Genomic DNA, 10,393 nt, shown 5'->3' with positions numbered 1-10,393 from the left:
TTCGAACCCTCGATAGGGCTACAAACCCTATACTCCCTTAGCAGGGGAGCGCCTTCAGCCACTCGGCCACCTCTCCGTCTTGTGGGGCGTATAATATAGGTTAGAAAAAATATGTCAAATACTTTTCTTGTAAAAAAGCACTGAATGGTGATAGATTGTGCAGTCTGCCTAGTTACTCAGCACTAACGCCAAATTTTACTCATTTTGTAGAGAGTTAGAGTCATTCAACTTGGTTTCACCTAAACGTTTTTGGCTGAATGTTTCATCTAAAAGTGCTTCTTGATAACCTAGCTGTTGAAACTCAGCAATACAGGCTCGATAATACATTATTCTCGCTTGCTCGTGTTCGTCGTCAGCATCAATATGTTCGTGGCGGTTCATTTTATTTCCCTTCGTCCGAAACCAAGCGTACCTAATAGCCATCCAATTTTTACAGTTAACTTCTATCTTAATTTTTTGGCAGTTGCTTACTAAACAAAGCTGACAGCTCAATTAAGTGTCTCGGTATTATTATTGTGAAGTATTCTCAAACTTGAAGAAGGTTAGTTAATAAAGCTAGATAATCAAGTATCAAATAAGGAACTGCATTATAGACTGAGTGAATGCTCACATAGCCCTACAATACCAATTCGACTTAATTAGTGAGCGATTTTTATGCAAGAAGATCTAGTTCATAACCGCTGCTAGAGAACCAGCTATTATCCCAAGTTTAGGTTATTTAGTTGTTCTCATTAAGAAACTTTTAACGCCGTTAGCGTCAGATTTACGTCTTCAAATTGAGCAAGTTTCAAGGCCAACAAGTATAGAGCGCATGATGCTTTGAATACGCAATACGCTTTTTCTCACACAAATAACAGAAAAGCGCCATAAGGCGCTTTTCTTAATGTAGCTTCAAATGACTTGAAAGTACTTATTGCTCAGCTTGTACTTCTGGACGCATATGTGGGAACAAAATAACGTCTTTGATAGTCGGTGAGTCTGTGAACAACATCACTAGGCGATCGATACCAATCCCCTCACCTGCTGTTGGCGGTAAACCATGCTCTAGCGCACGGATATAATCCGCATCATAGTGCATTGCTTCATCGTCACCTGCATCTTTTTCTTCCACTTGACGAGCAAAGCGCGCAGCTTGATCTTCAGCATCATTAAGCTCAGAGAAACCATTCGCCAGCTCACGACCACCAACAAAGAACTCAAAACGGTCAGTGATAAATGGATTTTCGTCATTACGACGCGCAAGTGGAGACACTTCCCACGGGTATTCAGTGATGAACGTCGGTTGGATAAGTCTATGTTCAGCAACTTCCTCGAAGATTTCACATAAGAACTTACCTGGACCCCATACACATTTTTCAGGGATCTTAACGTGTACTTTCTTCGCGTAAGCTTTCAGTGCTTCAAAGTGGTTTTCTGGATCTTTGAAGATTTCAGCTTGTGCTTCAGCATCAGGACCATATTGTAGAATAGCATCAGCCATTGATAAGCGCTGGAATGGGCTGCCAAAGTCATACTCAATCGTCTCAGTTACTTCGCCTTCAGCATTCTTCACGGTATTAATCACCGTCGTGGTGCCTAAAACGTCTTGTGCAACGGTACGTAGCATGTCTTCAGTTAGGTTCATCAAATCATTGTAATCCGCGTATGCTTGATAAAACTCAATCATCGTGAATTCAGGATTGTGACGTGTAGATAAACCTTCGTTACGGAAGTTACGGTTGATTTCGAACACGCGCTCAAAACCACCAACCACTAGGCGCTTAAGGTATAGCTCAGGCGCGATACGTAAGTACATATCGATATCTAGTGCATTGTGATGGGTTACAAATGGACGTGCAGAGGCACCGCCAGGAATAACCTGCAGCATCGGCGTTTCCACTTCCATAAAGTCACGCTCTGCCAAGAAACGGCGAATACCTTCAATCACTTTAGAGCGAATACGGAAAGTTTCACGCGTATCCATGTTAGTAATTAAATCAACATAACGCTGACGATATTTCGCTTCTTGATCTGTCAGACCGTGGAACTTTTCAGGCAGTGGACGTAACGACTTAGTCAGTAGCTCATACTCAACCATGTCTACGTATAAATCGCCTTTACCTGACTTATGAAGCGGACCTTTAACGCCAACGATATCGCCGATATCTAACTGGCCATACTTTTCTTTTAGGTCTTTCTGTACGTCTTTTGAAGCATAAGCCTGAATGCGACCTTTCATGTCTTGTAATACTAAGAAAGGACCACGTTTTGCAAGCAGACGACCCGCAACTGAAACATGATGGTCAAGCTCTACAAGTTCTTCTTTCGATTTATCACCAAACTTAGCTTGTAGATCTTGCGTGTAGTCTTCACGGCGGAATGAGTTCGGGTGGCCATTTGCAGGGCAATTCTCACGGATCGCATCTAGCTTGCCACGACGCTCAGCAATAAGTTTATTTTCGTCTTGATTGTGATCTGTCATTGTTTAGCTCTTAGTTTAGCTTGTGGATTAAAGGCCTGATTTCAGGCTTGCTTCGATAAATTTATCTAAATCACCGTCTAATACGGCTTGGGTATTGCGGTTCTCAATACCAGTACGCAAATCTTTAATACGTGAATCATCGAGCACGTATGAACGGATTTGGCTGCCCCAACCAATGTCAGATTTTGCATCTTCTTGGGCTTGCTTTTCAGCATTTTGCTTTTGCAGTTCAAGTTCAAACAATTTCGCCTTTAACTGCTTCATCGCTTGATCTTTGTTTTTATGCTGCGAGCGGTCATTTTGACACTGTACAACGGTATTCGTTGGTAAGTGTGTAATACGTACCGCCGATTCTGTACGGTTAACGTGCTGACCACCAGCGCCCGATGCACGATATACATCGATACGAAGATCTGCGGGGTTAATATCAATCTCGATATTATCGTCAATTTCTGGGTAAACGAATACAGAGGCAAATGAAGTGTGACGACGACCGCCTGAATCAAAAGGACTCTTACGTACTAAGCGGTGTACACCAGTCTCAGTGCGCAGCCAACCATAGGCATACTCACCACTCACTTTCACGGTTGCACCCTTAATACCGGCAACATCGCCATCTGTCGCTTCAACGATTTCAGCTTTAAAGCCTTTCGCTTCAGCCCAGCGTAAATACATACGAAGCAACATGTTACACCAATCTTGTGCTTCGGTGCCGCCGGAACCTGACTGTAAGTCGATATACGCATCGTTGGCATCTTGATCGCCCGAGAACATCCGACGAAACTCTAGTTTTTCCAGTTGCTCAACAAGGCCGTTAACTTCTTGCTCTGCTTCAGTGAAGGTTTCTTCATCTTCAGCTTCCACAGCAAGCTCAACCAAACCTTCTGCATCATCAGCGCCGGCTACAAGGTTATCGATGGTTTCAACGATGACTTCTAGGTTTGACTTTTCTTTGCCCAGTGCTTGGGCTCTTTCCGGCTCATTCCATACAGCAGGATCTTCTAATTCGGCATTAACTTCTTCTAAACGCTCTTGCTTTAGAGCGTAGTCAAAGATACCCCCTAAGAAGCTCTGTACGCTCGCGAATTTCCTTGATTTGGTTAATCACAGGATTCACTTCAAACATTTACCATTACTCCAGAACTAAATTTGTGGGTTTGTGAATTCACAAACAAGCCTGACAATCTGCCAGACTCTAGATTTAAGCGACCAATAGTATCAAATAATAACCGCGCTTAGCATCCCTTAAAGGGAGAATTTTCGTAGTTTTTCTAAAACGCCGTTGACGACGTGCTCACTAACTCTACTGTGCTTGAAGCTCACGAACAATGAGCTGTAAATTATATTTACCACGAAACTCATTAATATCGAGTTGATAAGCAAACAAAGCATGAGTTGCTTGGTGATTTGGCCAAGCCCGAACATCAACATTAAACGCTATTGCATCAACCAGACGACCAGAGCGGTGCTTAAGCACAAGTTTTAGGTGCTTCTCACCAACAATGCGCTGCTGCACCAACTCAAATATATCCTGAAATATAGGCTCGCTAAATTGTTGTCCCCATGGTCCTGCCTGTTGTAATTCAAAAGCAAAATCCATGGTGAAACAATCACCTGGTAATTCTCCATCGGTCAAGAGAATGCTTTGTTTTGCTTCCTCAGTCAGGGTTGCACTGACTCGTTGCTCAAATATCCTCTTAAAATTGGCAAATTCAGCTTCTTGAATAGTCAGCCCCGCCGCCATCGCATGACCGCCAAACTTTATAATTAAATCCGGATGCTGGGTATTGATTGACTCAAGCAGGTCACGCATATGCAGACCTTCAATGGAGCGACACGACCCTTTGATCTCACCATTGTCGCCTTGTGCAAAAATAATACATGGACGATGATATTTTTCTTTTAGGCGTCCAGCCAGAATACCTATTACCCCTTGATGCCAATCATCTTGATATAAACACAAGGCGTCTGGCACGGCTTGGCTTTTCAATACTAGCCGTTCCAATACCGCTTGCGCTTCTTGTTGCATGCTTTGCTCTATTTCACGACGTTCAATATTCAAACTATCGAGTTCAGACGCAATACGGCGTGCTTGATTAATATCTTTTGACAACAAACAGGCGATCCCTAAACTCATATCATCAAGGCGACCTGCCGCATTTAACCTTGGAGCCAAAGCAAAACCAAAGTCACTGGCGCTCAACCTTGCAATATTTCGATTCGCAACTTCAATCAAGGCTTGGATCCCAGGCCTTGTTTGACCACTACGGATCCGTGCAAGCCCTTGGTGTACCAGCGTACGATTATTCGCATCCAGCGCCACCACATCAGCAACGGTACCCAACGCGACAATATCAAGTAAAGAAGCTAGGTTAGGTATTGGCTTATTTTGCTCAGTAAAATAATTCTGCAAGCGCAAGTAATGTCGTAGCGCGATTAAGAGATAAAAAGCAACCCCCACTCCGGCGATAGATTTTGATGGAAACTCACAATCAAGGCGATTAGGGTTTACGATTGCATCGGCATTCGGCAGGACATCACCTTGTAAATGATGATCGGTAACAATAACTTTAATGCCCGCTTGCTTGACAATTTCTACACCACGAATGCAAGAAATACCGTTATCAACTGTTATCACTAAGTCGGGGCTAAGCGATACAATTTGCTCAGCTAAAGCAGGGCTTAATCCATATCCCAAACTAAATCGGTCTGGTACAACGTAGTCGACATGCAAAAAGCCAAACTGCGCTAACCCCTCCATCAATACCGCTGTACTGGTAGCACCGTCGGCATCAAAATCCCCTACAATGAGTATTTTTGCTTGCTCTGCGAGTGCTTGCGCTAAGATTTGGCTTGCCAGTTCAATGTCTTTGAACAGCTTAAAGTCGTGTAGCGTTGCCGCACTATTATCTAACTCAAAAGCTGCTTTCACCCCTCTTGCGGCATAAAGCTGCTTGATCACCGGATGTAACGATGATGGTAAATGACTGTCGTCAACCCGCTCTCTCGGTTTAATTTCTGTATACATAACCTTTCACAAACAAAAAAGGCCATAATGGCCTTTTGTATTTTTTATTTCGCTATTTTACCGAGTTCTTGTCGTGAACTCCATCGCTGCGTAGAAGCCTTAAGACTTAGGGCTTTGTGCGTCTAGCATCTGTGAAATTGCAGCAGCTGGTTGATAGCCTGGGATCATAGAACCGTCTTCAAGAATGATGGCAGGCGTGCCCGAAATACCAAAGCTCTGACCTAGTTGATAATGCTCAGCAACTGGTGCTTGACAGTTTTCAACTACTTTTACTTCGCCTCCAGCCTTGGCATCTGTTAAGGCTGCTGCTGCATCTTTGGCACACCAAACATTTCTGAGGTCTTCATAGCCCGAGCCACGTAAGCCACCACGTGGAAAAGCTAAATATTTTACCGTGATCCCTGCTGCTAGATACTCCTCTAACTCACGGTGGAGTTTACGGCAGTAGCCACAGGTAATGTCGGTAAATATAGTGATCTGATGCTTCTCGTTTTCTGCCTTATAGACAATCATTGAATCTTCATATTCAGCAATGCCTTGCTTGCGCACGCCACTTAACGCATCCTCAGTGATATTTCGACGGTTATCAAGGTCGATCATCGTGCCCTGGATTAAATATTTTCCGTCAGCACTTGAGTACAACACTCCTTTATCAGTGATCACCGTCTTCAAGCCCGCAAGCGGGCTATCTTTAATCTCTTTCACCGCAATTCCTAAACCACTAAATTGCGCAGTAATTGGATCAACACTGGTAGTTACTTGATTTTCCGTTTGCTCGGCAAATGCACCGAAGCTTAATGCCAGTGATGCGGCGATAATTAATTTTTTCATGTTATTCTCTCTAAACCTTTTATGACAGGAGACGCACTCCTTGTTGCTACCCACTATGACCGGAGTAACCTGTAAATAATTCCCAAGTAACAAAAATTTAAGCTCTTGGATGATGCTGCTGGTGTAAAGTTTTGAGGCGTTCACTGGCAACATGCGTGTAAATTTGAGTCGTTGACAAGTCACTGTGGCCAAGCATCATTTGAACAACGCGCAGGTCGGCACCATGGTTTAGTAAATGTGTTGCAAAAGCATGGCGTAACGTATGTGGCGATAACGGCGACTTCACGTCTGCCAAAATAGCATAGTGTTTAATTCGATGCCAAAAAGTTTGTCGCGTCATGCCAATGCCGCGCTTTGATGGAAACACAAAATCGGTCGCATGCTTAATCATCAACCCCCGACCTTTTTTAAGAAATTGTTCCAACCAGTGCAATGCTTCTTCCCCCATCGGGACTAAACGTTCTTTATTACCTTTACCCCGCACAAGTACCACAGCTTGTCGCATATTGACCTGCTCCATCCTTAGCCCCACCAGCTCAGTCACTCGCAGCCCTGTGGCATAAAGGAGTTCGAGCATCGCTTTGTCTCGCAGGCCCATAGGGTCTTCACAGTCTGGAGCATTTAACAGTGCCTCTACCTCTGCTTCACTGAGGGTTTTTGGTAATGATGGTGTTGTTTTAGGCTGCGCAATAGTATCTAGTGGCGATTGACTGATTTTTTTTTCACGTACCCAGTATAAATAAAATCGTTTTAATGCGCTGATCGCCCTTGCGCTACTTTTCGCTTTTAGGCCCTTATCAACACGATAAGCAAGATAAGCTTCAATATCTTGAGACGAAACGGCTAATAACGATGTACTCACCTTTTCTTTGGTTATGAACAAAAGAAACTTTTCTAAATCGCTGCGGTAGGCACTAATCGTATTTTCGCTTAGTCCTTGCTCCAAAAAAAGCGCATCGAGAAAGGCTTCAATCAATTGGGTGTCGGACATCTCAAATGGGTATGGTTGGTGTTCGCTCACTGGGCACCTGTATTAATTAGCTACGTCATGATGTAAACTTAGCGGCCATAATACCAGTCAAATTGAAAGTGATAAATACAATGCAAATTGGGTTATTTTACGGCTCCACTACCTGCTATACAGAAATGGCCGCAGAAAAGATTCAAGAAATTATCGGCAAAGACACCGTAACCTTATTTAACATTAAGGATGAGCCGTTAAAAAAAGCAGAGCAGTTTGACTTCCTAATTTTTGGTATCTCTACTTGGGATTTTGGCGAATTACAAGAAGATTGGGAATCTCACTGGGACGATATTGAAGCCATTGATTTAAGCGGTAAGGTCATTGCGCTATTTGGTATGGGAGATCAACAAGGATATGGTGAGTGGTTTCAAGATGCCCTCGGCATGCTGCACGACAAAATTGCACCACAGCAAGTGACTTTCTTAGGTTATTGGCCAAACAATGATGAATACGAGTTTGAAGCATCAAAGGCGCTTACTGAAGATAACGCTCATTTTGTTGGACTTGCGCTGGATGAAGATAGCCAATACGACAAAAGTGATGAGCGCATCGCCACTTGGATTGAGCAGATCATGACGGAATATACCGAGTTGGAGCAGTAGTGCTCACCGAGTTAACACGCCAACCGTGTTAACTCCCCCTCTCGTTTACATTTTTAAGTAAAACGCTTGGCACAAAGCAACGTACTCTTTGCTGTATTGATTATTTTCATCATAAATCACCAGCCTCTGCTCATCTTTAGTATGGTGAGCAAGTTTACTAAATAGCATCAAGCGCCTTGACGGTGCCTTTTTTGGAGTTGTGCTGATTGTACAGGCCGAAATGAGAGAGAGATTTCTTTTGTCAGCCAATTGATTAAACAGCAAACTTTCCTGATACGGCAAAATCACAGCCAACTGACCCTGAGGCGAAGTCAATCTTTCAAACGCAGACAATAAATCGTCAAAGCTTAGGCTGTCTGTATGCCGCGCTCGGTTTCTGGCAGGGTCTTGGCTTTTCAAGCTGGTGTTAAAGTAAGGCGGATTAGACACCATTAAGTCAAACTGAGTTTCGCATTCAAACGCTTGAATTGCAGTATCGCACAACTTAATGTCTGGCCATGGGCTATGGGTAATATTATATTGCGCATCAACGAGTGCCGCTTGGTCCAATTCAACAGCATAAATACTGCTATTTGGGTTGCGCTGCTTACACATTAACGCAACCAAGCCAGTCCCCGCACCAACATCCACAATTGACCTAGCATTCGATACCGGTGCCCAAGCACCAAGTAAGATCCCATCCGTTGAAACTTTCATAGCAGCATGGCGCTGCGTCACTGAAAATTGTTTAAATGCAAACTGAGACATCCTATACCTTTGAGAAAATGCAATAGCAACGTATAATTCCGCTATTGTCCTTTATTTGTGATGCAATATGCAATTTACTGAATTTGATTTAGACGGCAAGCTGATTAGTGCTATTAAGAAAATGGGGTATGAAACTCCTACCAGCATTCAACAGATGGCTATTCCTGAAGCCCTGATTGGTCGAGACATTCTCGCCAGTGCACCAACCGGTACGGGTAAAACCGCTGCATTCTTGATCCCTGCGATTCAGTATTTGCTAGATTTTCCGCGCAAAGAGCCAGGTTTTGCCCGCGTGCTGATCATGACGCCTACTCGGGAGCTTGCCTACCAAATACATGAGCAATGTGAGTTACTGGCAGCAGGTGTCCACCTCAAAATAGGTGTGGTAACCGGTGGTATTAACTATGGTACTCACAAAGAAATTTTTGAGAAGAACAACGATATTCTCATCGCAACACCTGGTCGCTTGATGGAATATCTAGAAACCGAAAACTTCCACGCTGAAAATGTTGAGCTGCTTATTTTAGATGAAGCTGATCGTATGCTAGACATGGGCTTTCGCAAAGAAATGCTACGGATTTGCTCGGAAGCCGTTAACCGTCGTCAGTGTTTTTTGTTCTCTGCAACATTGGAAGGCGAGAGCGTCGAGAAATTTGCTGAGCGTATCTTGCAAGACCCAGCGCTACTTGAAGCGACCCCTTCTCGTAAAGAAAAAGGCAAGATCCATCAATGGGTTCATTTAGCTGACAGCTATGAGCACAAAGTCAACCTACTAGCGCAGTTGCTCGATGATGAAGAAGTCACTAAAGCCGTTGTGTTTGTTAAAACCCGTGAAAGACTTGAAACACTGGTGGGCGAACTATTTGCCAAAGGTATAAAAACAACTTGGCTACGTGGTGAAATGCCACAAGATAAACGTATGACTGCTATGGCAAGCTTCCACAGTGGCAAAACAAAAATTCTTGTCGCGACGGATGTTGCCGCCCGTGGTATTGATGTTGCAGACATCAGCCACGTATTCAACTTTGATATGCCACGCACTGCGGATATTTATGTACACCGTATCGGGCGTACCGGCCGTGCAGGGAAAAAAGGCACCGCAGTTTCTTTGGTTGAAGCCCATGATGTTGAAATACTAGGCAAAGTTGAGCGTTATACAGACCAAAAACTTAAGCGCCGCGTAATTAAAGGCTTAGAACCTAAACATAAAGAAGCCAAAGCACCGAAAAAGAAAAAAGATCCCGCTAAAATCAAAGCGAAAAAGAAAGCCGCCAAGGTTAAAAAGAAAAAGTAATAAAAAAACCAGCGTCAATGCGCTGGTTTTTTTATGCCCAATTTGATCAAGTGCTAATCTGGATAAGCCTTAGCTTTTTGACTTAGCAAAAACTCACATTCTCAGCTCTAGCATTTATTACTGCTGTATTTTCAGCGCTTTGTCGTGCGCGAGAACTCGGTTTTAGTGTAGAGATACGCTTCGCGCTAAAAGTCGGCCTATCGGAAAACGCTTTTGACCAAAGTGATAGAAGTGTTTACATGCTTTTTACTTCACTTCCTCAGCTTGAATGTTAATCTAGATGGGTGTCACTTATTTTCTCTGCCATTCCTAAATCGAAAATGCACCAAAACAAGCTAGAAAACTTTGCTCAACGGGGTATCATCGGCTCTGACCGAATATTGCTTAGTCAGCATAAATTTGACGA

General features: G+C 43.5%; 9 protein-coding genes. 2 read left to right on the top strand and 7 right to left on the bottom strand.

The window, feature by feature from the left end; genetic code table 11:
- Positions 1-195 precede the first annotated feature (195 nt).
- The 6 genes from HUZ36_RS21380 to xerD form a co-directional block, all read right to left on the bottom strand.
- Positions 196-381 carry a hypothetical protein gene (locus tag HUZ36_RS21380; protein ID WP_147391061.1) on the bottom strand — a complete coding sequence of 62 codons (186 nt, stop codon included), beginning with the start codon at positions 379-381 and terminating at the stop codon, positions 196-198.
- A 529-nt stretch (positions 382-910) separates the two neighbouring features.
- Positions 911-2,461: a lysine--tRNA ligase gene (gene lysS / locus HUZ36_RS21375; RefSeq protein WP_128731925.1), complete on the bottom strand. Its 1,551-nt coding sequence runs from the start codon at positions 2,459-2,461 to the stop codon at positions 911-913.
- Positions 2,462-2,488: 27 nt separating this feature from the next.
- A protein-coding gene (gene prfB / locus HUZ36_RS21370; protein ID WP_125250840.1) for a peptide chain release factor 2 occupies positions 2,489-3,587 on the bottom strand; the annotation gives its coding sequence in 2 pieces (ribosomal slippage) (positions 2,489-3,511 and positions 3,513-3,587; 1,098 coding nt in all).
- 177 nt (positions 3,588-3,764) lie between these two features.
- Entirely contained in the window at positions 3,765-5,489 is a 1,725-nt protein-coding gene (gene recJ, locus HUZ36_RS21365) for a single-stranded-DNA-specific exonuclease RecJ (RefSeq protein ID WP_176033924.1), read from the bottom strand.
- 99 nt (positions 5,490-5,588) lie between these two features.
- The gene (gene dsbC, locus HUZ36_RS21360) at positions 5,589-6,320 is read right to left on the bottom strand and encodes a bifunctional protein-disulfide isomerase/oxidoreductase DsbC (protein WP_147391064.1); all 732 of its coding nucleotides are present in this window, start codon (positions 6,318-6,320) and stop codon (positions 5,589-5,591) included.
- A 97-nt stretch (positions 6,321-6,417) separates the two neighbouring features.
- Positions 6,418-7,311, bottom strand: a complete 894-nt coding sequence (gene xerD / locus HUZ36_RS21355) for a site-specific tyrosine recombinase XerD (RefSeq protein ID WP_125250971.1) — start codon at positions 7,309-7,311, stop codon at positions 6,418-6,420.
- Between the two features lie 110 nt (positions 7,312-7,421).
- Here xerD and fldB point away from each other — a divergent pair, with 110 nt between their 5' ends.
- Positions 7,422-7,946 carry a flavodoxin FldB gene (fldB, locus tag HUZ36_RS21350; protein WP_176033923.1) on the top strand — a complete coding sequence of 175 codons (525 nt, stop codon included), beginning with the start codon at positions 7,422-7,424 and terminating at the stop codon, positions 7,944-7,946.
- A gap of 45 nt (positions 7,947-7,991) precedes the next feature.
- On the opposite strand, the gene HUZ36_RS21345 is transcribed toward fldB, so the two are convergent.
- The gene (locus HUZ36_RS21345; protein WP_128731930.1) at positions 7,992-8,693 is read right to left on the bottom strand and encodes a tRNA1(Val) (adenine(37)-N6)-methyltransferase; all 702 of its coding nucleotides are present in this window, start codon (positions 8,691-8,693) and stop codon (positions 7,992-7,994) included.
- 67 nt (positions 8,694-8,760) lie between these two features.
- Between HUZ36_RS21345 and srmB the strand changes: the two genes are divergently transcribed.
- Positions 8,761-9,987, top strand: a complete 1,227-nt coding sequence (srmB, locus tag HUZ36_RS21340; protein WP_147391065.1) for an ATP-dependent RNA helicase SrmB — start codon at positions 8,761-8,763, stop codon at positions 9,985-9,987.
- Positions 9,988-10,393 lie beyond the last annotated feature (406 nt).

The sequence above is a fragment of the Pseudoalteromonas sp. McH1-7 genome (assembly GCF_013366255.1).
GTDB classification, from domain to species: domain Bacteria; phylum Pseudomonadota; class Gammaproteobacteria; order Enterobacterales; family Alteromonadaceae; genus Pseudoalteromonas; species Pseudoalteromonas peptidolytica.
Note: the sequence above shows the minus strand (reverse complement) of the source record. Positions and strands in the feature narration are given on the sequence as shown.

What these genes read in the sequence shown, in the direction of transcription:
- HUZ36_RS21380 (WP_147391061.1), bottom strand. Translation starts at nt 381, where the DNA reads ATGAACCGCCACGAACATATTGATGCTGACGACGAACACGAGCAAGCG.
- srmB (WP_147391065.1), top strand. Translation starts at nt 8,761, where the DNA reads ATGCAATTTACTGAATTTGATTTAGACGGCAAGCTGATTAGTGCTATT.
- fldB (WP_176033923.1), top strand. Translation starts at nt 7,422, where the DNA reads ATGCAAATTGGGTTATTTTACGGCTCCACTACCTGCTATACAGAAATG.
- dsbC (WP_147391064.1), bottom strand. Translation starts at nt 6,320, where the DNA reads ATGAAAAAATTAATTATCGCCGCATCACTGGCATTAAGCTTCGGTGCA.
- lysS (WP_128731925.1), bottom strand. Translation starts at nt 2,461, where the DNA reads ATGACAGATCACAATCAAGACGAAAATAAACTTATTGCTGAGCGTCGT.
- recJ (WP_176033924.1), bottom strand. Translation starts at nt 5,489, where the DNA reads ATGTATACAGAAATTAAACCGAGAGAGCGGGTTGACGACAGTCATTTA.
- xerD (WP_125250971.1), bottom strand. Translation starts at nt 7,311, where the DNA reads ATGTCCGACACCCAATTGATTGAAGCCTTTCTCGATGCGCTTTTTTTG.
- HUZ36_RS21345 (WP_128731930.1), bottom strand. Translation starts at nt 8,693, where the DNA reads ATGTCTCAGTTTGCATTTAAACAATTTTCAGTGACGCAGCGCCATGCT.